This is a genomic window from Paractinoplanes atraurantiacus (genome assembly GCF_900215205.1).
GTDB lineage: Bacteria > Actinomycetota > Actinomycetes > Mycobacteriales > Micromonosporaceae > Actinoplanes > Actinoplanes atraurantiacus.
In genome coordinates, this window is the sequence record NZ_OBDY01000009.1 from 1 (window position 1) to 22,340 (window position 22,340).

Annotated in this window: 24 protein-coding genes; 7 read left to right on the top strand and 17 right to left on the bottom strand. The window is 70.0% G+C overall.

What is annotated here, in order from left to right; genetic code table 11:
* Nucleotides 1–283 precede the first annotated feature (283 nt).
* A complete protein-coding gene (locus CRP55_RS21115) occupies nt 284–2,107 on the top strand; it encodes an amidohydrolase (RefSeq protein WP_245923238.1) in 1,824 nt (607 codons plus the stop codon).
* On the opposite strand, the gene CRP55_RS21120 is transcribed toward CRP55_RS21115, so the two are convergent.
* The 7 genes from CRP55_RS21120 to pcaH form a co-directional block, all read right to left on the bottom strand.
* Nucleotides 2,062–2,826 (bottom strand): phosphatase PAP2 family protein, encoded by a 765-nt coding sequence (locus tag CRP55_RS21120; protein WP_245923240.1) that lies wholly within the window; start codon nt 2,824–2,826, stop codon nt 2,062–2,064. The genes CRP55_RS21115 and CRP55_RS21120 overlap by 46 nt on opposite strands.
* Nucleotides 2,827–2,966: 140 nt before the next feature.
* Complete coding sequence (locus CRP55_RS21125) at nt 2,967–3,593, bottom strand: 3-oxoacid CoA-transferase subunit B (protein ID WP_097321851.1); 627 nt, start codon at nt 3,591–3,593, stop codon at nt 2,967–2,969.
* Nucleotides 3,590–4,240 carry a 3-oxoacid CoA-transferase subunit A gene (locus CRP55_RS21130; protein ID WP_245923242.1) on the bottom strand — a complete coding sequence of 217 codons (651 nt, stop codon included), beginning with the start codon at nt 4,238–4,240 and terminating at the stop codon, nt 3,590–3,592. The genes CRP55_RS21125 and CRP55_RS21130 overlap by 4 nt, the downstream gene beginning before the upstream one ends.
* Nucleotides 4,237–5,370, bottom strand: a complete 1,134-nt coding sequence (gene pcaDC, locus CRP55_RS56500; protein WP_097321852.1) for a bifunctional 3-oxoadipate enol-lactonase/4-carboxymuconolactone decarboxylase PcaDC — start codon at nt 5,368–5,370, stop codon at nt 4,237–4,239. Before pcaDC ends, CRP55_RS21130 begins: the two co-directional genes overlap by 4 nt.
* Nucleotides 5,364–6,539 carry a lyase family protein gene (locus CRP55_RS21140; protein ID WP_097321853.1) on the bottom strand — a complete coding sequence of 392 codons (1,176 nt, stop codon included), beginning with the start codon at nt 6,537–6,539 and terminating at the stop codon, nt 5,364–5,366. Before CRP55_RS21140 ends, pcaDC begins: the two co-directional genes overlap by 7 nt.
* On the bottom strand, nt 6,536–7,057 hold the full coding sequence (pcaG, locus tag CRP55_RS21145; RefSeq protein ID WP_097321854.1) for a protocatechuate 3,4-dioxygenase subunit alpha: 522 nt from the start codon (nt 7,055–7,057) through the stop codon (nt 6,536–6,538). Before pcaG ends, CRP55_RS21140 begins: the two co-directional genes overlap by 4 nt.
* Nucleotides 7,054–7,782 (bottom strand): protocatechuate 3,4-dioxygenase subunit beta, encoded by a 729-nt coding sequence (gene pcaH / locus CRP55_RS21150; RefSeq protein WP_218854657.1) that lies wholly within the window; start codon nt 7,780–7,782, stop codon nt 7,054–7,056. Before pcaH ends, pcaG begins: the two co-directional genes overlap by 4 nt.
* Nucleotides 7,783–7,853: 71 nt before the next feature.
* Between pcaH and CRP55_RS21155 the strand changes: the two genes are divergently transcribed.
* From CRP55_RS21155 to CRP55_RS21175, 5 genes are all read left to right on the top strand, one after another.
* Nucleotides 7,854–8,597 (top strand): IclR family transcriptional regulator, encoded by a 744-nt coding sequence (locus CRP55_RS21155; protein ID WP_097321856.1) that lies wholly within the window; start codon nt 7,854–7,856, stop codon nt 8,595–8,597.
* Between the two features lie 39 nt (nt 8,598–8,636).
* Entirely contained in the window at nt 8,637–9,794 is a 1,158-nt protein-coding gene (locus CRP55_RS21160) for a 4-hydroxybenzoate 3-monooxygenase (RefSeq protein WP_097321857.1), read from the top strand.
* A 95-nt stretch (nt 9,795–9,889) separates the two neighbouring features.
* Complete coding sequence (locus CRP55_RS21165) at nt 9,890–10,891, top strand: permease (protein WP_179855291.1); 1,002 nt, start codon at nt 9,890–9,892, stop codon at nt 10,889–10,891.
* A gap of 73 nt (nt 10,892–10,964) precedes the next feature.
* Nucleotides 10,965–11,666: a TIGR03943 family putative permease subunit gene (locus tag CRP55_RS21170; RefSeq protein ID WP_097321859.1), complete on the top strand. Its 702-nt coding sequence runs from the start codon at nt 10,965–10,967 to the stop codon at nt 11,664–11,666.
* Nucleotides 11,663–12,790, top strand: coding sequence for a hypothetical protein (locus CRP55_RS21175; protein ID WP_143234788.1), 1,128 nt, complete (start codon nt 11,663–11,665; stop codon nt 12,788–12,790). Before CRP55_RS21170 ends, CRP55_RS21175 begins: the two co-directional genes overlap by 4 nt.
* A gap of 7 nt (nt 12,791–12,797) precedes the next feature.
* Here the strand turns inward: CRP55_RS21175 and CRP55_RS21180 are convergent, their stop codons facing one another.
* Nucleotides 12,798–13,385 carry a TetR/AcrR family transcriptional regulator gene (locus tag CRP55_RS21180; protein ID WP_097321861.1) on the bottom strand — a complete coding sequence of 196 codons (588 nt, stop codon included), beginning with the start codon at nt 13,383–13,385 and terminating at the stop codon, nt 12,798–12,800.
* Between the two features lie 81 nt (nt 13,386–13,466).
* Here CRP55_RS21180 and CRP55_RS21185 point away from each other — a divergent pair, with 81 nt between their 5' ends.
* Nucleotides 13,467–14,447, top strand: coding sequence for a quinone oxidoreductase family protein (locus CRP55_RS21185; RefSeq protein WP_097321862.1), 981 nt, complete (start codon nt 13,467–13,469; stop codon nt 14,445–14,447).
* On the opposite strand, the gene CRP55_RS21190 is transcribed toward CRP55_RS21185, so the two are convergent.
* The 9 genes from CRP55_RS21190 to CRP55_RS21230 all read right to left on the bottom strand — a co-directional run bounded on the left by CRP55_RS21190 (nt 14,395) and on the right by CRP55_RS21230 (nt 22,283).
* Entirely contained in the window at nt 14,395–15,345 is a 951-nt protein-coding gene (locus CRP55_RS21190; protein WP_097321863.1) for a hypothetical protein, read from the bottom strand. The genes CRP55_RS21185 and CRP55_RS21190 overlap by 53 nt on opposite strands.
* Before the next feature lie 2 nt (nt 15,346–15,347).
* Entirely contained in the window at nt 15,348–16,973 is a 1,626-nt protein-coding gene (locus CRP55_RS21195) for a hypothetical protein (RefSeq protein ID WP_143234790.1), read from the bottom strand.
* A 70-nt stretch (nt 16,974–17,043) separates the two neighbouring features.
* A complete protein-coding gene (locus CRP55_RS21200; RefSeq protein WP_097321865.1) occupies nt 17,044–18,234 on the bottom strand; it encodes an RNA polymerase sigma factor in 1,191 nt (396 codons plus the stop codon).
* Nucleotides 18,231–18,602, bottom strand: a complete 372-nt coding sequence (locus CRP55_RS21205; protein WP_097321866.1) for a YciI family protein — start codon at nt 18,600–18,602, stop codon at nt 18,231–18,233. The genes CRP55_RS21200 and CRP55_RS21205 overlap by 4 nt, the downstream gene beginning before the upstream one ends.
* Nucleotides 18,603–18,669: 67 nt before the next feature.
* Nucleotides 18,670–18,933, bottom strand: a complete 264-nt coding sequence (locus CRP55_RS21210; RefSeq protein ID WP_097321867.1) for a GlsB/YeaQ/YmgE family stress response membrane protein — start codon at nt 18,931–18,933, stop codon at nt 18,670–18,672.
* 73 nt (nt 18,934–19,006) lie between these two features.
* Nucleotides 19,007–19,792, bottom strand: coding sequence for an ABC transporter ATP-binding protein (locus CRP55_RS21215; protein WP_097321868.1), 786 nt, complete (start codon nt 19,790–19,792; stop codon nt 19,007–19,009).
* A gap of 9 nt (nt 19,793–19,801) precedes the next feature.
* Nucleotides 19,802–20,566: an ABC transporter permease gene (locus CRP55_RS21220; RefSeq protein ID WP_097321869.1), complete on the bottom strand. Its 765-nt coding sequence runs from the start codon at nt 20,564–20,566 to the stop codon at nt 19,802–19,804.
* Nucleotides 20,563–21,333, bottom strand: coding sequence for an ABC transporter permease (locus tag CRP55_RS21225; RefSeq protein WP_097321870.1), 771 nt, complete (start codon nt 21,331–21,333; stop codon nt 20,563–20,565). Before CRP55_RS21225 ends, CRP55_RS21220 begins: the two co-directional genes overlap by 4 nt.
* A complete protein-coding gene (locus CRP55_RS21230) occupies nt 21,330–22,283 on the bottom strand; it encodes an ABC transporter substrate-binding protein (RefSeq protein ID WP_097321871.1) in 954 nt (317 codons plus the stop codon). The genes CRP55_RS21225 and CRP55_RS21230 overlap by 4 nt, the downstream gene beginning before the upstream one ends.
* Nucleotides 22,284–22,340: the final 57 nt, after the last annotated feature.

Here is a 22,340-nt window from a genome sequence, read left to right on the forward strand (position 1 = left end):
TGAGCCAGGATCAAACTCTCCAACAAAACTTGTGGAAAAGCGTCCCGGCAACATAAGTGTTGCCAAAGGAATCTCCCACCGACATCCAAAGACGCCGGCCGGGGTATTACTTAATTGGCACTGGCTTATCAAGCACCCTGTTGAGTTCTCAAAGAACAACCGCATCCCGGCTTAACTGCTCCGGCGCGCTTGCCTGCATTACTTTACCCGCCGTTTCCGTTCCCGCCAAATTCAGCGTTTCCGAAAACTTCCGGGCACCACGAACCGACTAGAGCCGGATTTCATGATTTCCGTCAGGACGGCCGCGCCGGGCCCCGAGAGGGTCCCGCTCGCTCGCCCGTCTCCCTGGCGGCTCGGAAAAGATTACTCCCTCGGACGCGCAACGCCAAATCGGGACCCGAACGAGTTCATGTCAACGCCGTTGACTCCACCCACGCCGAGTGATGGGATGCCCGGTACACCCCGAGGAGGAGCGCTCATGGCGTACGCGGACCTGGTCTTCGTCAATGGTCCTGTCTTCACCGACGACGGCTTCGACACCGCCCTGGCGGTACGCGACGGCCGCATCCTCGCTTTGGGCGCGCAACAAACAGCCAACCTGAGCGGCCCCAAGACCGAGACCATCGATCTCCAGGGCCGACTCCTCATCCCCGGCTTCCAGGACGCCCACATCCACGCCGTCATGGGCGGCGTCGAGCTCGGCCAGTGCGACCTGACCGGAACCACCGACCGCGAGGAGTATCTGAGAAGGGTCCGCAAGTACGCCGACGACAACCCCGATGCCGAATGGATCGCCGGCGGCGGCTGGTCGATGGAGAGTTTCGACAACGGCATCCCCGACCGCCACCTGCTCGACAGCGCCGTCCCCGACCGCCCCGTCTATCTCCTCAATCGCGACCACCACGCCGCCTGGGTCAATACGCGGGCCCTCGAACACGCCGGCATCACCCGCGACACCCCCGATCCCGACACCGGCCGGATCGATCGCGACGGGAATGGCGATCCCATCGGCGCTCTCCAGGAGGGCGCCATGTCCCTCGTCGACGTCCCGGCCGCCACCGCCGGCCAGCGAATGGCCGGTCTCCTCCGGGCGCAGTCCCTGCTGCATTCGCTCGGCATCACGGCCTGGCAGGACGCCATGGTGGCCGCCAGCAACGGCTATGACGACATCTCCGATGCGTACGAGCAAGCCGCCCGCACGAACGCACTCACCGCAACCGTCGTCGGCGCCTTGTGGTGGGACCGCGACCGGGGCGCCGAGCAGATCCCCGAATTGGTCGAGAAGCGCGAGCGCCTCACCATCGGCCGCCTGCGCTGCTCGTCGGTCAAGCTGATGCTGGACGGCATCGCCGAGAACTTCACCGCCGCCATGACCGCGCCCTATCGCGATTCCTGCGGGTGCACCACTCAGAACCGGGGCCTCGACTTCATCGATCCCGAGGCGCTCAAGGGCTACGTGACCGAGCTTGACGCGCTCGGCTTCCAGACGCATTTCCATGCTCTCGGCGACCAGGCCGTGCGTAATGCCCTCAACGCGGTCGAGGCCGCTCGCAAAGCCAACGGTCATCGGGACACGCGCCCGCATCTGGCCCATCTTCAGGTGGTGCACCCGGACGATGTCCGCCGGTTCGCCGCGCTCGGTGCCGTCGCCAACATGCAGCCCTATTGGGCCGCTCACGAGCCGCAGATGGACCAGCTCACCATTCCGTTCCTCGACCCTGACCTGGCCGGCTGGCAATACCCGTTCGGCGACCTCTTCCGGTCCGGCGCGCGGCTGGCCGGCGGTAGTGACTGGCCGGTGAGCACGCCCGATCCGATCCAGGGCATTCATGTCGCCGTCAATCGCGTGCTGCCCGCGGAGGACCGCGAAAGGTTCCTGGAAGATCAAGCCCTTGATTTGCGTACGGCGTTGCACGCGTACACGAGTGGCACGGCCTACGTGAACCACCTCGACGACACCGGGAGCCTCCGCCCCGGAATGCGCGCCGATCTGGTCGTCCTGGACCGCGATCCTTTCGCCGGCGAACTCCGTGAGATCGCCGAGACGGCGGTGGCGCAGACCTACGTCGACGGCAGGCTGGTGTTCGACTCTTCGGGGGCGCGCTGAACGGGCACGGCCACCACGGCGATCGAGGGCGCTTCCAAGGTCGCCGGCCGCGGCACCAGCGCCAGGACCACCGCGAGCAAGCCCATGGCCGCGACCGCGTCCACCCAGTAGTGGTTGCCCGTCACCACCACGACGAGCAGCGTGATGACCGGGTGGGCCAGCCACACCCAGCGCCACCGGTGACCGGCCGATGCCGCGACCAGGGCCAGGGCCACCACGACGGCCCAGCCGACGTGCAGGGACGGCATCGCCGCGTACTGGTTGCTGAGGGTGTCGGTGCTCGGGGAGCCGTACACCGAAGGCCCGAAGAGACGCCCCGTGTCGACCATGCCGGCCGAGGTGAGCATGCGCGGCGGTGCCAGCGGGTAGAGCGCGTGCACCACCAGGGCGAACGCCGTCAGGGTGGCCAGGGTGCGCCGCATCCACAGGTAGATCTCGGGGCGCTTGACGTACATCCAGATCAACGTGATCGCGGTGGCCGGGAAGTGCACGTAGGCGTAGAAGCAGTTCGCCGCCCGTACCCAGAAGTCGTGCGTGAGCAGCGACCCTTGCAGGGCCGACTCGCTGGGCAGATGCAGCAGCCGTTCGAAGTCCCAGACCGAAGCGGCGTTCCGCATCGCCTCGTCGACGTGGCCCTCGACCAGGATGCGGCCGAACTTGTAGGCGAGGAACAGCACGGCGACGAGAAGTAACTCGCGCGCCGCGCGTCGGGCAGCCACCCTGTTCACCTGGCACCTCCGGACGATCCCGCGGGACGCGATCACGTCCCAGCATCGACCAGATCTTGCAGGCCACGCAAATTTTCACCCAGAGAAGTGAGTCACCCTCACAGCGTCATCTCAGCGAAGTAAAAGGGATGTCAGATCAGCGAGACGTCCAGGCGGGCAGCAAGCTCCTCGGCGGTTGTGCCGAAGGTCTCCACGACCCGGACGCCGTCCGGAGTCACCGCGAAGGTCGCCACATCGGTGTAGACCCGGCTCACGCACGCCTTGCCGGTCAGCGGGTACGTGCACGCCGGCACCAGCTTCGGCTTACCGTCCTTGGCGAACAGGCTCATCATCACGAAGACCTGCTTGGCCCCGATCGCGAGGTCCATCGCCCCGCCCACGGCCGGGATGGCGTCGGGCGCGCCGGTCGACCAGTTGGCCAGGTCGCCCTTCGCCGATACCTGGAAGGCGCCCATGATGCAGACGTCGAGGTGGCCGCCGCGCATCATCGCGAACGAGTCGGCGTGATGGAAATACGAGGCGCCGGGCAACTCGGTCACCGGCTGTTTGCCGGCATTCGTCAGGTCGGGGTCGATGTCGTCGCCGGTCGCGACCGGGCCCATGTTGAGCATGCCGTTCTCGGTGTGCAGAACGACGCCACTGCCCGGCCGCAGGTAGGAGGCGACCATCGTCGGCTGCCCGATTCCGAGGTTCACATATGACCCGTCGGGGATGTCCCGGGCGACGATCTCGGCCATTTCCTCGCGCGTCAGGCTCATGCCACGACCAGCCGATTCACGTAGATGGCGGGCGTTACCACGGCTTCCGGATCAAGGCTGTCCACTATTGACGAGACCTGAGCGATCGTGACGGCGGCCGCGGTCGCCATGACAGGCCCGAAGTTGCGGGCGGTTTTGCGATAGACAAGATTGCCCATCCTGTCCGATTTGTGGGCTTTAATCAACGCCACGTCACCGCGGATCGGGTATTCCAACAGATACTCCCTACCATCGATGACGCGCACTTCCTTGCCCGACGCGAGCGGCGTTCCGACGGCGGTCGGGCTGTAGAAGGCGCCGATTCCCGCGCCCGCGGCTCGCATCCGCTCGGCCAGATTGCCCTGCGGCACGAGCTCGAGGTCGATTTTGCCCGCGCGATACAGCCCGTCGAAAACCCAGGAATCGGACTGCCGGGGAAAAGAGCAAATCACTTTGCGTACGCGGCCGGCGGCCAGCAACGCAGCAAGCCCGGTGTCCCCATTCCCCGCGTTGTTGCTGACGATCGTCAGGTTCGAGGCACCGTGCTCGATGAGCGCGTCGATCAGCTCGACCGGCATGCCGGCCATCCCGAAGCCGCCCACCAGCACGGTGTCGCCGTCCTGAACGGCCTCGACCGCCTCCAGCGCCGCCATGATCGCCGCGGTCACTCGGCCAGGACTTTCTGGGCGATACGGAACGCGGTGTTGGCGGCTGGGACGCCGCAGTAGATCGCGGTCTGCAACAGCACTTCCTTGATCTCGTCGTCGGTGAGCCCGTTGCGCCGCGCCGCGCGCAGATGCATGGCCAGCTCCTCCTGATGACCGAGGGCAACCAGCGCGGTCAAGGTGATCATCGAGCGGCTGCGGCGGTCAAGGCCGGGGCGGGTCCAGATCTCTCCCCAGGCGTACGCCGTGATGAGCTCCTGAAAATCGCGGGTGAACGGCGTCGTCGCGGCCACGGCGCGGTCCACGTGCTCGTCGCCGAGCACCTGACGGCGTACGGACATGCCCGCCTCTCGAACGCGCTCCAGGGTGGCCGGCCCGCCGAAGTGCTCGTCCAGCAGCCCGGCGACAAGGTCGGGCTGCTCGGCCGGGGCGAGGTGGGCGACGTCCTCGAGCACGACCAGGCGCCCGTCGCGGACCTCGGCCGCGATCTGCGCGAGACCCTCCGGCGGGGTCGGCTGATCGACAGCGCCGGCGATCGCGATGACCGGCGAAGTGATCTCGGCCAGCCGCTGGCGCACGTCGAAAGCGGCCAGAGCCTCGCAGGTCAGCGCGTAACTCTCCCGGTCGACCGCGCGCAACGCGTCCAGCAGGGCGTCGGCCACGGCGGGCTGTCGCTGCGGGAAGTTCGGGGCGAACCAGCGCTGAAGAGACCCGGCGACAACGGCATGAGTTCCTTCCGCTCGTACGGTCTCAGCCCGCTGCCGCCAGCCCGCAGCCTCCCCGATCTTCGCGCCGGTGCAGATCAGCGCGGCCGACTCGACCCGCTTCGGCGCGTCGAGCAGCAACTGGAGCCCGACCGCCCCACCGACGGAGTCACCGGCGTAGCGGAACGGTGATCCGGGCCGGAGCGTGTCGGCCAGGGCGAGAACCTCGCGGGCCAGGTCGGCGATGCTGAAGGCACCGGGAGCCGGAGCACTGCGCCCGTGCCCCGGAAGATCCCAGCCGACGACATGGTGGCCCTTGATTCTTTTGGCGCACCGGCCCCAGAGCGCCTGGACCGAGGTGCCGAGCGACGGCCCGACCAGCAGAAGGGGCCGATCGGGCGCGTCGACCAGCACGGTGGATGTCAGCAAGGCTTCTCCGCGGCTCGGGCCAGTACGGCATCGATGATCTCGTCGGTCGCCCCCAGATAGGGCCCGGCCTCCGGGGCGTATTTGCGCTGTTCGGCGTCGATGCCGGGGCGGGCCTCGGCCAGGATCGTGGCCATCCGGACGGCGTCGACGCGCAGGCCGGTGAGCAGGTCGGCGGTCTGGGAGCCGGCCACGATCGTGCGGCGGGCGAGGGTGCGCAGCGTCGACCACTCGACGTGCCAGGAGCCGTCGGGCCGTTCGTCGACGGCGTTCGCGGCGGCGGCGTGCAGGGTCGCGGCCAGCGGCGGCGCGGCCAGGGCGGCCCGGCGGATCAGCACCGACAGGACGGGGTTCTGCTTGTTCGGCATGGCCGAGGAGCCGCCACCCTGGGCCTCGGTCAGCTCACCGATCTCGGGCCGCGCACCCACCAGAACGTCGTTGGCGATCTTCCCCCAGGCGTCGGTGCAGGTCACGAGCGCGTCGCCGAAGCGAGTGAACGGCGCCCGGCTGGTGTGCCACGGCTCGCGCCATGGCAGTCCCAGCGCCGCCGCCGTGGTGGCGACGAGTTCGCGGGCCTTCGCCGGGCTGCCGGCCAGTGCGGTCGGCGCGGCCAGGCTGCCGGCCGCGCCGCCGATCTGAATCGGCAGGTCGGCGCTTTCCAGAGCATCGCGCGCGTCGAGCACACCCTGAAGCCAGCCCGCGACCTTGAGACCGAAGGTGATCGGCACGGCGTGCTGGGTCAGCGTGCGGCCGGCCATGTCGGTCCCCCGATGCCGATCCGCCAGCTCCGCCAGCACAGCGATCTGCACCGCCAGATCAGCCCGAATCCGCGCGGCGGCGTCATTGAGAACGAGCACCATCCCCGTGTCCAGAACATCCTGGCTGGTCAGACCGGCATGGATATATCGGATATCGGAGCGGGACCGAAGCAGCTTGACGAGCGGAATGACCGGATTGCCACCATGTTCCGCGTCCCGCACCAGGTTCGACAGATCCCCCACGCCCACTAAGTCGGATAAATCGGGCCGGACGGTGGTGGGTGGAGCCGCGAGGCCGTGGTGGTGCAGGGCGGCCAGCCAGGCTGACTCGACGCGGAGCAGGGCTGTCAGGACGGCCTCGTCGGTGCAGAGGGGGTCGGCTCTCGTGTCGCCCGGCCAGAGCAGGTCGCTCATGTGGCCTGGCCGGGAAAGGTCAGGAACACCGTCTCACCCTCGCCCTGCAGTCGGATGTCGAAGCGCAGGCCCCGCTGTTCGCGGGTAGTGATCAGCGTATCCCTCCTTTCCGGCGGAAGCCCCCCGAGAAACGCGTCCAGCTGCTCGGCCGGCAGGTAGGCGCGGGTGAACAGGCGGTCGAGCAGGCCCCGGGCGAACACAGTGACCGCGAAGAACGACGGCGGCTCCAGCGTCGAGAACCAGTAGTGGCCGTCCGGGTCGGTCTGTGCGCGGCCCCAGCCGGTGAAGGTCCAGCCGTCGCGCTTGATCGAGCCGCCCACCCGCGGCACGGCGCCGGACGGGTCGGCCTGCCAGATCTCGATCACGGCGTCCGGCACCCCGTTGCCCTGGCCGTCGAGGACGCGGCCGTGCAGGCGTACGGCGTCCGGCCGCCCGGGCGGCACGAGCTCGTTGTCACCCGCGTACGGAAGCCCCAAATGGAAGAACGGCCCTACGGTCTGCCCGGGAGCGTAAGTCACTGTTGGTCCTCCAGCGGGGTGCGGTGGGTTCCGGTCAGGACGATGTCCCACCGGTATCCGAGGCTGTACTCGGGTGTGGTCAGCTCGTGGTCGTAGGACGCCAGGAGGGCCTCGCGCGCCTTCGGGTCGGTGATCGACTGATAGATCGGGTCGAGGTCGAACAGCGGGTCGTTCGGGAAGTACATCTGGGTGACCAGGCGCTGCGTGAAATCCGTGCCGAACAGCGAGAAGTGGATGTGGGCCGGCCGCCAGGCGTTGAGATGGTTGCGCCACGGATAGGGCCCGGGCTTGATCGTCTGGAAGCGGTAGGTGCCGTTCTCGTCGGTCAGGCAGCGGCCCGCGCCGACGAAGTTCGGGTCGAGCGGCGCCGGATGCTGATCACGCTGGTGCCAATAGCGACCGGACGCGTTCGCCTGCCAGATCTCGACGAGCTGATGACGTACGGGATTGCCCTGCCCGTCGAGGACACGGCCGGTCACCACCATGCGCTCACCGAGCGGCTCCCCCGCGCGCTGGATCGTCAGGTCGGCCTCGTCGGCGGCGACGTCGCGGCTGCTGAAGCAGGGCGCCCACAGCTCGACCCCCTCGGGATCGGCCAGGACCAGGTCCTTCGTCGGGTGACGCAGCACGCTGCTGCGGTACGGCGGGTAGTCGAGTTGCGGCTGCGGCCCGCCGCGGCCGCGGAGCTCGGCTATCTCTCGGCTGATGTCGGCCTGGGTTTCCACATCGGGGACGCTAGACCGGCGCGGCGGCCGAGACGATACTTGTCTTCCGTTCAGCGGAAGAGGAACCATCGATGGGCGCGACTGTCACCTCTCGGGTGCTCGATCTCCTGGGCGCCTTCGACTCCGACCATCGCAGCCTCACGCTCAGCGACCTCGCCCGCCGGGCCGGCCTGCCGCTGGCCACGGCGCATCGGCTGGTCGGCGAGCTGACCCGGTGGGGCGCGCTGACCAGGCTTCCCACCGGCGAATACGTGATCGGCCGCCGGCTGTGGGACCTCGGCCTGCTCTCCCCCGTGCAGTCCGGCCTGCGCCAGGCCGCCTCGCCGTTCCTGCACGATCTCTACGGCGCGACCCTGGCCACGGTGCATCTCGCGGTCCGCGACGGCTGCGAGGTGCTCTATGTCGACCGGCTGGCTGGGCACGTCTCGGTCCCGGTGGTCAGCAAGATCGGCTCGCGACTTCCGCTGCACGCGACGGGGGTGGGCAAGGTCCTTCTGGCGTACGCCCCGGAGGACATACGCACGGAAGCATTCGCCCGTCTCACGAGGGTCACGCCGTACACGATCACCCAGCCCGCCCTGCTCGCCGACCAACTGAAGCGCGTGCGTACGGCGGGGTTCGCCACGACCGGCGAGGAGATGAGCCTGGGCGCGTGCTCGGCGGCGGTGCCCGTGCGCGGCGAGGCCGACCAGGTGGTGGCCGCTCTGGGCATCGTCGTGCCGGATCTGCGCCGGGAACAGGCGCGGCTGATCTCGGCGCTCCAGGTGGCGGCACGGGGCATCGGACGTACGCTGGCTTCCGCTCAGTGGAAATAGCCCCTTGCCGCTTCCGCCGGTCTGCCGTTGGCTGAGCGCATGCGCACCCAGGTCGCCATCATCGGCGCCGGCCCGGCCGGACTGCTCCTCGCCCACCTCCTGCACCGCGGCGGCGTCGAGGCGGTGGTGCTCGAAACGCGTTCGCAGGAGTACGTGGCCTCGCGCATCCGCGCCGGCATCCTCGAGAGCTCCAGCGTCGAGCTGCTGGAATCGGCCGGGCTCGGCGACCGGCTGCGCGCCGAGGGCCACGAGCACCGGGGCATTTACCTGCAATGGCCGGGCGAGCGGCACCACCTCGACTTCGTCGACCTGACCGGGCGCAGTGTCTGGGTCTACGGGCAGACCGAGGTGCAGAAGGACCTGGTCGCGGCGGGCACGGCCGCGGTGTTCTACGAGGTCACGGATGTGGAGCTGCACGACGTCGAGTCGGATCGGCCGTACGTGACCTTCGTGGACGCCGAAGGCGCCTCGCAGCGGCTGGACGCGGACGCGATCGCGGGGTGCGACGGGTCGTTCGGTCCCTCGCGGCACGCGGTGCCCGCGCAGACCTTCGAGCGCGTCTATCCGTACAGCTGGCTCGGGATTCTGGCCGATGTGGCCCCGTCGACCGATGAGCTGATCTACGCGTGGCACCCGAACGGGTTCGCCCTGCACTCGATGCGGTCGGAGACGGTGAGCCGGCTCTATCTCCAGGTGCCGAACGGGACCGACCCGGCCTCGTGGCCGGACGACCGGATCTGGGAGGAGCTGGCGACCCGGCTCGGGCACGGGCAGGACGGCTGGAAGCTGACGCCGGGGCCGATCACCGACAAGAGCGTGCTGCCGATGCGCAGCTACGTGCAGACCCCGATGCGACACGGACGGGTGTTTCTGGCCGGGGACGCGGCCCACATCGTGCCGCCGACCGGCGCCAAGGGGCTCAACCTGGCGATCGCGGACGTCACGCTCCTGTCGCGGGCGCTGATCGCGCTGCTGGTCTCGAACGACGCGACCTTGGCCGGCGCGTACTCCGACGACGCCCTGCGCCGGGTCTGGCGCTGCACGCATTTCTCCTGGTGGATGACGACCATGTTGCACACCAGCGGTGACCCGTTCGACGCGCAGTTGCAGCTGTCGCAGCTGCGATGGGTGGCCTCGAGCGAGGCCGGCGCGCGGGGGCTGGCCGAGAACTACGCGGGCCTGCCGATCGGCTTCTGACACATGCACTGATTGACATATGCGCAGGTTATTGCGGCGGCGAGGTGCGGTATGTTGGGCCGCGGCCGACCGCATGGGAGTGATCCTTGACCCGCCTGCAGGACATCGACTGGACTGCGTCTCCATCTCCGCCTGTCGACAAAAAAGAGCGCAAGATCGGCTCGCTGGAGGTGCTGGCGGCGCTGCTCGTGCTGCTGGTCCTCTTCCGCGAGCAGCTGGCCGGGCTCGTCGACGGCGCCCGGCTGCAGACCTGGACCACAGTCTTCGTCTCGGTGCTCGTGCAGGCGGCGCCGTTCCTGGTCTTCGGGGTGGCGCTCTCGGCGATCATCGCGGTCTTCGTGCCGCGCTCGTTCTGGGCCAAGGCGCTGCCGAAACACCCGGCGCTGGCCGTGCCGGCGGCCGGGCTGGCCGGGGTGGCACTGCCCGGCTGCGAGTGCGGCAGCGTGCCGATCGCCGGGTCGCTGATCCGGCGCGGGGTCACGCCCGCCGCCGCGCTGGCCTTCCTGCTGGCCGCGCCCGCGATCAACCCGATCGTGCTGACCGCCACGGTGATCGCGTTCCCCGGGCGGCCGGAGATGGCGGTCGCCCGTGGCGTGGCGAGCCTGTTCGTCGCCGTACTCATGGGATGGCTCTGGCTCCGCCTCGGCAAGCAAGAGTGGATCAAGCTGCCGCACCGGCCCGAGCTCGACGACCTCTCCAAGGGGCGGGCGTTCTGGGCGGCCTGCCGGCACGACGTCATGCACGCGGGCGGCTTCCTGGTGATCGGCGCGGCCGCGGCGGCGACCATCAACGTCATCGTGCCCGAGTCGTGGCTGCAGAGCCTGGCCGACAACGCGGTGCTGTCGGTGATCGCGCTGGCCGTGCTGGCCGTCCTGCTGTCGATCTGCAGCGAGGCCGACGCGTTCGTGGCGGCGTCGCTGTCACAGTTCTCGATGACGTCGCGGCTGGTCTTCCTCGTGGTCGGCCCGATGGTCGACCTCAAGCTGATCTCGATGCAGGCCGGCGTCTTCGGCCGCCGTTTCGCGTTCCGCTTCGCACCGGCGACGTTCGTCGCGGCGCTCGGCATCGGCACCGGCGTGGGGGCGATCCTGCTATGACCGAGCGAAGCGAGGGCATCATCAGACTCAGCGCCGAAGCTCGTGGCGGCAAAGAGCGGAGCGGAGTGCCGTCATGAGCAAACTGACTCAGGCCGTCGTCATGCTCCTTTTCGGCGGAGCGATCCTGCGGGCTTCATTCACCGACCTTTATTTGAGGTACGTCAAGGAGGGGCTCCGCCCGTTCCTGATCGGGGCGGGGCTGTTGTTGGTGGCGGCGGCCGTGATGACCCTCTGGTACTCGTTCCGCTCCCCTTCCACCGAGACCGACCATGATCATCATGAGCCTCGGGTGGGATGGCTGCTCATCCTGCCGGTGCTCGGGCTGCTGCTGGTCGCCCCGCCGGCCCTCGGCTCGTACGCGGCCTCGCAAGCCGGCAGCGTCACCGCCCAGTCCCCCGAGTCGGACTATCCGCCGCTGCCCGAGGGCTCCCCGGTCGACGTCGGGCTGGTCGACTACGCGTCGCGGGCCCTGTATGACGCCGGCAAGAGCATGGAGAACCGGGACGTGCGGCTCACCGGCTTCATCACGACCGCGCCCGACGGCAAGCCGATGCTGGCCCGGATGGTGTTGTCCTGCTGCGCCGCCGACGGCCGCCCCATCAAGATCGGGCTGACCGGCCGCGCCCCGATCGACGTGCCCGCCGACACGTGGGTCGCGGTGGTCGGCGCCTACTCGCCCGAGAAGGGCAAGGACCCGGTGAACAACGTCGACGTGGCCTACCTCGAGGTGAAGACCTGGGAAGAGGTCCCCGAGCCGAAGCAGCCGTACGCATGACCATGACCACCGAACGGCCGGCGCCGCCCGCCGCGCCCCCGCGCGGCCGTGCTCTCACTGCGATCGCCCTCGCGGTGGCCCTCGCCGCCGGCGCCTTCCTGCTCATCGGCACGCCGGGCACCCCCACCCCCGCGCCACCGCCCACCCGGGCCTCAGCGACCGTCGCCTGGCCCGGCGCGGCCCGGGCCGACCTCCCGGCCGGGCTGCCCGACGGCCCGCTGTTCAACCCGTCGATCTTCCTGGACGCGACCACCGCGGTCGGCACCGCGCCCACCCCCAGCGGCGACCAGGCCCGGTTGTTGCTGCGCTCCGGGTCGGAGATCAGAGAGCTGCGCCGGGTGCCGCTCGACGGCAATCCGCAGTTCGAGGCGTTCACGGTCAGCGGCGACCAGCTCTTCTGGACCGAGTCCACGGCCGGCTCGACCACGGTGAAGATCTGGACCGCGAACCTGTCCGGGAACACCGCCCGCCTGCTCACCGCCGACACCGGCAACGCGGTCTTCTACGGCAACCAGTACGACCTGGTGGTCGCCCAGGGCCGCGTCCACTGGACCGCCGCCCCGGCCAAGGGCGACTCCACCAAGGAGACCGAGATCCGCTCGGTCGCGGTGACCGGCGGCCCGGTCCGGGTGAAGCTCGAGCCCGGTCAGTGGTCCCTGTCCGCCTGGCCCTGGCTGGTCGACGACGGCAGCGCCTCCGGCACCCCGCGCCTGCGCAACATGACCACCACCCGCGACAGCCCGATCGTCAGCAACGGCACCGAACAACTGACCTGCGGCCCGGTCTGGTGCCGGGCCATGGTCCTGGGCGGCGACGTGGTCGCCCGCATCGACCTGGTCCGCCCCGACGGCACCGACCGCCGCCGCATCGCCGGCGGCGCCGCCCAGTCCGCCATCACCGACGTGGCCGTCCTCGACCGCTTCGAGATCCTGGCCGAGCCCACCTCCGAGACCGACATGACCGGCACCGCCGCCCTGGTCGTCTACGACGTGGCCACCGGCCGCACCATCGACGTGGCCCCCGCCGCCGACGGCGCTTTCTCCCGCGCCGGCATGCTCTGGTGGTCGACCACCACCGGAAGCGAGGAGATCACCTGGCATTCCCTGGACCTGCGCACGGTCTAGACCGGGGTCACTCGGGCATCAGCCCGGTCACCAGGTCGCGTAACGTCCGGTCGAGGCGGTCGCCGTCGCCGCGCTCCAGCGCGTTCAGGATCGGCTCGCTGTGCACCGTGGCCAGGAACACGTGGGCCAGCATGTCGGCGTCGAGGTCGGGCCGTCGCTCGTGGACCAGCCGGCTGATGTGGCCGTGCCACGACCGGTAGACCGGATGCTCCTCCCGCGGCTCCTGTTTCGGCGCGCCGGCGCCGGGCGCCCCGGTGCCGAGGGCGGCCAACAGTCCCTTGTTGCGGGCGACCACCTCGACCACGGCGGTGAGGAAGGCCAGCAGCCGGGCCCGCGGCGGAGCGCCTTCGCCCAAGGGCGGCGGACCGGTGGTGATCGCGATCTCCAGGTCGCGCGCGCGTTCCCGCATCAGCTCGTGCAGCAGACCGTCCCGGCTGCCGAAGCGGTGGAACACCGTGCCCTTGCCGACGTTGGCCGCCGCCGCCACCTGTTCCATCGAGATCTGCCGCGGGTGACTGCTGGTCAGCAGCTCTTCGGTGGCCCGCAGGATGGCCGCGCGATTGCGGGCCGCGTCGGCACGGAGTGGCTCGGACATGACACCTCGACAAGTTGACCGCCGGTCCAGTAACGTCCGGCCGTAAGTTGACTATCGGTCCACTTTACGGGAGGGGCGGACATGCGGCGTGTCCGGTATTACGAATACGGCGGACCGGAGGTGCTGACCGTCGAAGACGTCGAGCCACCCGTTCCCCGCGCTGGGCGGGTCCTGGTGCGAGCCGAGGCGATCGGCGTCAACTTCGTCGACACCCGGTTCCGCCGCGGACCCGGCCGTGGCGGCATCTTCCAGCGGCCCCTACCGGGACGGCCGACCGGGGACGTCGTCGGCACGGTCACGGCGGTCGGCCCCGGGGCCGATCCGAAGCTGATCGGCCGCCGGGTCGCCACGCTGGCCGAGGACGCGTACGCGGAATACGTCGTCGCCGAAGCGTCATGGCTCGCCGACGTCCCCGCCGGCCTCGACCCGGGCGACGCGAGCATGCTCGCCATGACCGGACCCGTGGCCCTGCGGATCCTGCGCGCCGCCCAGATGAGCACGGGTGACACAGTCCTGGTCCACGCCGCCGCCGGCGGCGTCGGGCACCTCGCCGTCCAACTCGCCAAGCTCCTCGGGGCCGGCACCGTCATCGGCACCGCCCGATCATCGCGCAAGCTCGACTTCGTCCGGGCCGTCGGGGCCGACGTCGCCGTCGACTACGCACGGCCGGACTGGCCCGAAGAGGTCCGCGCCGCCGCGCCGCGCGGTGTCGACGTCGTCCTCGACGCGGTCGGCGGATCGGTTCTGCGATCCAGCCTCGGCCTGCTCGCGCCGTTCGGCCGCGCCGTGGTCTACGGCGCGGCGACCGGTGATCTGGAGCAGATCCCGGTGGCCGAGTTGTTCGCGCTGCGGTCCGTCACCGGTTTCAACCTGACCGCCTGGCGCCGAGAGGCCCCGGATCAGGCACGCCGGGAGACGGATGAGCTCGCCGGCCTGTTCGCCTCGGGCCGACTGCGAACCACCGTGCACGTGAGGCTGCCACTCGCCGAGGCGGCGACCGCCCACGAAATCATGGACGCCCGCTCTCACCTCGGCCGTGTCCTGCTGCTCCCACATAGATGAAGCCGCCCGAGTAAGGGCGTGTGGTCAGTCGGATCCGGTAGATGCCGGGGGTGGTGAAGCAGAGCGGGCTGCGGGCTCCGGCCGGGACCGGGCCGGCCGGGGTGGTGTAGGTGACGGCGGAGCGGTTGTCCACGTAGGCGCAGGCGCCGGCGCGGATGCGCAGCCACTCGGGATGGAAGCGGTCGGTGCGCACGATCGTCACGGGGGTGTCCGGGCGCTCGCCGGGTGCAACGTTCCAAGGCTGCTGCCAAGCCAGGATCAGGGCCGCGGCGAAGGCGATGGTCGCGGTGACGCGGAGGCGGGGCAGGGCGGCGGCCGTACGGTCGAAATCGTGGACCAAGTGGCCCAGGGGCCAGCCGTAGAAGAGGTGGGCGCCGAAGGCGATCGCTATCGGGACCGGGCGGCCACTCAGGCCGTAGCGATCGGCGAACGGGCTCAGCAGGGCGACCGTCTCCAGGAGCAGGCCCCAGGCGATGCCGAAGACGACCGGGCGGCGGGCGAACAGGGCGGCGTAGGCGATGCCGAAGGTCACGCCGTTGGACAGGTGGTACAGCCAGCCCAGCGTGGAGGTCAGAGGCGAGGAGGACGCGGCGTCGGCGATGAGCAGGCCGTACGTCTCGATGGGGGCGAAGACGCGCTGACCGGCGAGCGCCACGGGGATGCGGACGACGTCGTAGCCCACAAGCCCGGCCAACCCGGCGACGGCGCCGACGCGGATCCGGGCGCGCAGGCCGGGATCGACGCGCGGGAGGGTCGCCAGCGCGGCCAGCACGATCATCGACGGGACCGAGACGAGCCAGAAGACGGCGTGCATGGGCGCGATCTCGTAGAGGTCGGCCAACAGTGCCGCGATGGAGCCGCCGGCCAGCAGGAACACCGCCAGCCGAGGCAGCCACACCCTCACGATCGTCTCGGCGGGGTCGGCGGGCGGGGCTGGTGCGGGGGCCGCTGGGGGCCGTCGTCCTCGGGGGCTTCGGTCGCGCGGCGGCGTGGCCGGCGGGGCGGCTGGTTCTGCCGTTCCGGAGAGTCGGGAAGGAAGTCGTCGAGGTCGTCCCAGGGATTGCCGCGGCCGGCCGGGGCCTGATGGCCACCCTGCCCGGGTGGCGGAAAGTCGGGAGGACCAATGGGGTGTACGCCTCGGGCCGGCCCCGGCGCGGGCGCCGAGGCGGACCGGTAGACGTGACCCTGATCGGCGGCCCCGGAGTCATATGTCGAAGCCCGATAGACCGTGCCGTGGTCCGGCCCGCCCAGGCCGGACGGCTCCGGCTGAGGAGTGAGATGCCCCGGCCGGCGAGGTTCAGGCGGCGGGTCATGGTCCGGCTGGCGGTGGTGGTCCGGCAGAGGATGAGGCTCGGGCTGGCGATGGTGATCCGGCTGGGGAAACGGCTCGGGCTGGGGATGGTGCTGAGGACGAGGTGGGGAGGAGGGCTGGGAACGGGCGCGGTGCCGGGGCTCCGGGGGCGGGGTGATCGGAGGCTCCGGAGAGGGGAATGGGCGGGGCGGCCACAGACCGTCGCCGGGGCCAGACGGGCGGGGTGTCGCGCGGGAAAGGGCGGCGGACGCGCCCGCGGCGCCCAGGCCCAGGCCGAGCAGGGCGCCCAGTGCGGCCGCGATCGCGCCGATGGAACTGCGGACCAGGACGTGGGTGGCGCCGTCGGACTGGAACCAGGCCAGCACGCCCTCCAGGCCCAGGCCGGCGCACGGGCGGCCGTCGGAGGTCACGCACTCGGTCCAGCCGCCGTCGTCGGCCAGCGCGCCGCGCACCCGCAGCGTCTGGGCCGCGACCACGAAAGCCAGGATCACCGCGAAGCCGGGCATCCGGGAGCCGCGGGCCAGGGTCACCGAGACGAGGGCGGCGAAGATGCCGCCCAGGAACTTGAACACCCAGTTGCCGATGAGGCCGTCGAGCAGCAGGCCGATGCTCTCGCCGAACATGACCATGAAAGGGTTGACCATCGCGTCGAGCCGGGGCCGGGCCTTGGCCGCGAGGATGCCGCACAGGCCGCGCCAGACCCGTACCAGCGCGAAATTGAGAATGACGCCGACCGGTGACGTGGCCAGGGCCAGCAGCGCCAGGCTCAGCACGATCGCGGCCGCCGACGAGATCAGGGTGGCGATCACCAGGGCGACCGCCATGCCCCACAGCAGCATCGCGAAGGCGCCGGGGCGGCTCTGCGTCATCGCCTCGGCGAAGCGCCTGGGCAGCACCGCCACGTCGGCGCGGAAGGCGGTCCACCCGCGCGTCCAGGCGTACGTGATCACGCCGCTGACGAAGGTGAACAGGATGACCCAGAACAGGGCGTTCAGCGAGTGGCCGTCGGCCGTCGTGATCGTCTTGGTGCCCTCGCCCTCGCTGCCCTCCAGGCCGACCGCCATGGCGTACGTGTTCCAGGCCCAGCCGGTGAGGAAGGCCAGCGCGCTGAGCAGCAGGGTCAGGCGCCAATGGGCGCGCGTCCAGTGCCGCCACTGCGTGAAGACGTCGCGGGTCCACCTGACGCTGTCCTGGAACGACATGGTCTCGGCCATGCTGATCACCCGGCTCGAAGGGGCTGACCAGCCGACCGTAAGCCTCCCGGCGGCGCCCGGGCAGTCGGCTTCACGTCGGTGCCGAAGGGCGACAGCGGGCGGCGCGGCCCTCCAGGTAGCGCTGCTCGGCCAGGCTGGTCGTGGCCTTGGCGGCGCGGCGGTAGAGGTCGTGGGCGGCGGCCGGGTCGCCGGCTTTCTCCAGCAGATGGGCGCGTACCGAGAGCAGCCGGTGGTGGCGGGCCATCCGGTCGTCGGCGTCCAGGGTGGCCAGCAGGGTCAGCCCGGCCCCGGGGCCTTCGACCTCGGCCAGCGCGATGGCGCGGTTGAGCGTGACCATCGGGTTGGGCGCCACCCGGTCCAGGATCAGATAGAGCGCGTGCACCTGCCGCCAGTCGGTCTCGTCCGCGGTGTCGGCGTCGGCGTGGGTGGCGGCGATGGCCGCTTGCAGGAGGTACGGGCCGAGCGCCGGGCCGCCCAGCGCCGTCTTCACCAGGTCCATGCCTTCGGCGATCAAAGAGCGGTCCCAGGCCGTACGGTCCTGCTCGTCCAGCGGAACCAGGTCGCCGGCCGGAGTCGTGCGGGTCGCGTGGCGGCAGTGGGTGAGCAGCATCAGCGCGAGCAGGCCGGTCACCTCGCTGTCGGCGGGCAGCTGGGCGTGCACGGCGCGGGTCAGGCGGATGGCCTCGGTGGCCAGATCGGCCCGGTGTACGGCGGTGTAGCCCTCGTTGAAGATCAGGTAGAGCACGTGCAGGACGGCGGACAGCGGCGCGGGCGTGCCGAACGTGCTTCCGGCCTCCCTGATGAGGCGTTTGGCGCGGCTGATCCGTACGGCCATCGTGGCCTCCGGCACCAGGAAGGCGCGGGCGATCTCGGCCGTGGTCAGGCCACCGACCGCGCGCAGGGTGAGGGCGATCTGCGAGCCGGGGGTGAGCGCCGGATGGCAGCACAGGACCAGCAGTGTCAGCGTGTCGTCGGTGTCCGGGACGTCCGCCGGCACGGTGGCCAGCGAGTCGGCCGTCTCGCGGTAGCGGCGAGCGCGGTCGCTGCGCAGCTGGTCGATCAGCCGCCGGGCGGCGACCGTGGTGAGCCAGCCGCGCGGGTTCGACGGCACCCCGTCCGACGGCCACTGCACGGCGGCGGCGAGGACCGCTTCCTGTACGGCGTCCTCGCAGTCCTCGAAGCAGCCGTAGCGCCGGACGACGGTGCCGAGGACCTGCGGCGTGTGCTCGCGCAGCAGGTCCTCGATCGGCGAGCGGGTCACGCCTCGAGCGCCCCGTCGTAGAACATCACCGGCCGCACCTCGACCGCGAGGCCGGCGAGGGCGGCGTCGGGAATCTTGGCGGCGATCTCGAGGGCGCGCTCCCGGCTCTCGCAGTCGACCACGTAGAAGCCGCCCAGATATTCCTTGGCCTCGGCGAACGGGCCGTCGGTGACGACGGTCCGGCCGTCGCGGACCGAGACCACGGCCGACTGGGACGGGTCGGCCAGGGCCTGCGTGAGCATCAGCTCGCCGGACTCCTTGAGCTCGGCCAGCAGGGCGCCGTGCCCGTCGCCGATCGCCGCCTTCTCCTCGTCGGTCAGCGCGTCCAACACGGCCGGGTTGATGTGCATGCCGATCACGAACTTCATGGTGTGCTCCTCCTCAAGGGCTCCTTGTCACCCATGAGTCGGAGCCACCGATGAAGTCTTTACACGCTCAGGGCCGCCGTCGCGCTCCGGCCACGAGCGCCACGCCGCCGGCGGCCAGCGCGATCTGCAGGATCAGCTCGATCCAGTCGACGCCCCGCGTGTCGTCGACGCCGATCAGCGCCGCGATGAACGTGCCGACCAGGGCGGCCACGACGCCGATGAGCAGGGTGAGCCAGATAGGAATGTTCTGCTTGCCCGGGACGACCAGGCGTCCCAGCGCTCCGATGATGAGACCGATGATGATGGCGGTAAAGATCCCGGTGATCTCCATGCTGCCTCCCGAAGGGTCACCACCCAGAATGGACCTCCGGCGCCAGCAGGCCTAGGCCGTGCCGGGCGTGGTCTCAGCCGATGGAGGCCGGCCTGCCCCGCTTCGCGGCCTGGATCTGCTCGTAGACGTGGGTTCGCAGCTCGGTGAAGCGGGGGTCGGCCCGGGTGTGCAGCTGGTCGCGTTCGGCCGGGAGGTCGACGGTGATCTCGTCCTGGACGACGGTGGGTGAGGACGAGAGCATGATGACGCGGCGGCCCAGGTAGACGGCCTCGTCGATGTCGTGGGTGATGAACAGGACGGTCACCTTCAGGCGCTGCCACAGCGCGCGGACCAGGTCTTCCAGGTCGGCCCGGGTCTGCGCGTCGACGGCGGCGAACGGCTCGTCCATGAGCAGGGTCGACGGCTCGTAGGCGACCGCGCGGGCGATGGCCACCCGCTGCTGCATGCCGCCGGAGAGCTGCCAGGGATGGGCCGACTCGGTGCCGGCCAGGCCCACCGCCTCCAGCGCCTGGTCGACCAGCTCGTCGCGGCGCTGCCGTGGGACCCGTTTCTGCTTCAGGGGCAGCGACACGTTGTCGCGCACGGTCATCCACGGGAACAGGCTCCGCCCGTACTCCTGGAAAACCATGGCCAGACCCGGCGGCGGACCGCTGACCTCGTGCCCGTCGAGTTTGACCGTGCCCGACGTCTGGGTGAGCAGGCCGGCGATGCAGCGCAGCAGCGTGGTCTTGCCGCAGCCGGACGGGCCGACCAGGCAGACCAGGTCGCCGTTGTCGATGGTGAACGTCAGGTCGCGCAGCGCCTCGACCTCGCGGCCGCCGGTGCTGTAGACCTTGCGCAATCCCTGCACTTCAAGCATGACGATCCCTCATGACTTGCGCTGCGCGTCGCGCAGACCGTGGTACCAGCGCAGTGCCCAGCTTTCGGCGAGCCGGAACAGCAGCGACAGCGCGAAGCCGAGCAGGCCGAGCAGGATGATCCCGCTCCACATCTCGGGGATGGCGAAGCTGCGCTGGAACTGGACGATGGTGAAGCCGAGGCCGTTGCTGGCCGCGAACATCTCGCTGATCACCATCAGGATGATCGCGATGGACAGCGCCTGCCGGAGCCCGGCCGCGATCTGGGGCGAGGCCGACCGGAGGATGACCGTACGGATCCGGGCGAAACCCCGTACGCCATAAGCCTTTGCGGTGTCGAGCTGGACCGAGTCGACTGCCCGGACCCCCTCGACGGTGTTGAGCAGGATCGGCCAGACGCAGCCGAAGACGATCACGATGACCTTCATGCCGTTGCCGATGCCGGCGAACAGCATGATCACCGGGACGAGGACGGGCGGTGGGATGGCGCGGAAGAATTCGAGGACGGGCTCGACGGTCGCTCGCAGTCGCCGGTTGAGTCCGATGGCGACACCAACGGCGATGCCGAGCGCCGCCGCCAGGACATATCCGGACAAAAGCCGCAAAAGGCTTGGGAGTACGTCGTCATTCAACCGCTGCGGCGTCCATGTATCCACAAACGCGCGCAAAATGTCCCTTAAAGGCGGCGCGTAGAAGTTCTCGCTGCCGTTGCTCAGCACGAACCAGCCGAAAAACAACAAAATGGGCAAGCCAGCGACGTACAGGAAACGTTTCACGCCGGGACCTCCCCGCGGACGGACTGATGCCACGACAGCGACCGGCGCTCGAACACCCGCGCCGCCAGGTTGATGGCCACGCCGAGCAGCCCGGTGACGGCGATCAGCGCGTACATGTCGGGGACCGCGCCCGAGGTCTGCGCCACCGCTATCAGCTTGCCGAGGCCGGGGGCGCCGATGACCAGCTCGGCGGTGACCGCGAGGACCAGCGCGACCGAGGCGGCCAGGCGGATGCCGGTGAAGACGTACGGCAGCGCGGTCGGCCAGAGCACGTTGCGGATGCGGGCCCACGTGCTGAAGCGGAAGCTGCGCGCGGTCTCGTCGGCGATCGGGTCGACGTCGGCCACGCCGTACAGCACCTGGACCAGCACCTGCCAGAACGAGGCGTAGACGACCAGCAGCAGCACCGAGCCGAGGCCGGTGCCGTAGAGCAGGACCGCGAGCGGGATCAGCGCCACCGACGGGATCGGGCGCAGGAACTCGATCGTGGACGCGGTGGCGGCGCGCAGCACGGGCACGGCGCCGACCACGATGCCGATCAGCACGCCGGCCACCACGGCGATCAGCAGGCCGATGGCCCACCCGGTCAGGGTGTCGCCGACGGCCTGCCAGAACGCGGTGGTGCCGAGCTCGTCGGCCAGCGCCGCCGCGATCTCGCTGGTGGGCGGCAGGTAACTGTCGTCCACCAGGCCGAGTCGCGGCAGCAGCTCGATCACGAGGAGCAGCCCGGCCAGCCCGGACAGGCCGAGCAGAGCCTTCGATCTCACGGCAAGAGCTTCGACAGGTCAGGGGTCGCGCCGTCGAAGATGCCGTCCTTGGCGCCGAGGTCGGCCAGGGTCTGCACCGACGCCTCGTTGATCTCGGTCGGCCACTTGGGGAGGATCATCGCGGCCCGGGTCTTCTCATCGATCTTGGTGTACGTGCCGAGGATCGCCCGCACCTCGTCGGGGTGCGCGTCGGCGTACGTGAGGGATTCGTTCATCGCCTCGGTGAAGCGCTTGACCAGGTCGGCGTCCTCACCCTCGAGCTTGGCCGAGGTGAAGTAGGCGGCCACCGACAGATTGGGCGCGGCGTCGACGAAGTTGGACGCGACGAGCCGGGCGCCGGCCGCCTTGGCCTGCGAGAGCTGCGGCTCGACGAGCCAGGACGCCTCCACCTGCCCGCCGGCGAGAGCCGCCGGCGCGTTGGGGAACGGCATCTCGACGAAATTGATCTTCGACGGGTCGCCGCCGGCCTTGCGCACCGACTCGCGGACCGTGGTGTCGCCGATGTTCTTCAGCGTGTTCACCGAGATCTTCTTGCCGGCCAGGTCGGCCGCGGTCTTGATCGGGCTGTTCGCGTTGACCACCACGCCGCCGAAGTCCTTGCCCTGCTCGCCGACGGACGAGACGCCGGCCGAGACGGCCTTGATCGGCACGTTCTTCGTCTGCGCGAGCAGCAGCGAGGTGAAGTTGCTGAAACCGAACTGGAACTGGCCGCTGACCACACCGGGGACGATGGCGGCGCCGCCCTGGCCGCTCTCCATGGTCAGATTGATCTTGCGGTTGGTGAAGAAGCCCTTCTGCTGGCCCAGGTAGATCGGGGCCACGTCGACGATCGGGATGACGCCGACCTTGACCTGGTCGACGCTGTCGCCGCCGCCGTCTTCAGATGATCCACATGCCCCTGTGCCGGCGATGAGGGCCGCTATAGCTACACCTATCAGGCCACGCCGCATAACGTTCCTCCGCTTTATGGTGTGCGCATTGCGAACAAGAGTTCTCATAGGGAACGC